The 327-nt window shown below is 56.6% G+C and carries 1 protein-coding gene; it reads right to left on the bottom strand.

The annotated features are described in order from the left end of the window. Positions 1-283 (bottom strand): hypothetical protein (locus tag SB764_RS39025; protein WP_410866614.1); only part of this gene is annotated, 283 nt, incomplete at its 3' end. Between the last annotated feature and the right edge of the window lie 44 nt (positions 284-327).

A 327-nucleotide genomic window follows, 5' to 3' on the forward strand; every position in this document is an offset into this window, starting at 1 on the left:
CTATCAGGTGTGCGCCACGGCACAGTGCCGCGTCTACGGCAGTGAACACTTCATCATCGCCATCCATCATGCTGAAGAGACGATCTGAGCTGGACAGAACGAGATGATACACGCCAATCGCTGGGATCTCGGAGACCACGGAAATGCGGGCGCTGCGCTCAAAGGACAATTCCAACGGTCGGCGCAGGTCTTCAGCCGGTTCGTACACGACCAGCCGACCATTGGCGCGGCCGATATGTTCGGCAAGAGTTGAAATGAATCCCAAAGCGGAAGAACCGAGCATCAAAATCTGAAGGGGGACGCCTGGATTTGCGTCCACGACCTTCT

Source organism: Paraburkholderia sp. SIMBA_027 (genome assembly GCF_046535315.1).
Taxonomy (GTDB): Bacteria; Pseudomonadota; Gammaproteobacteria; order Burkholderiales; family Burkholderiaceae; genus Paraburkholderia; species Paraburkholderia tropica.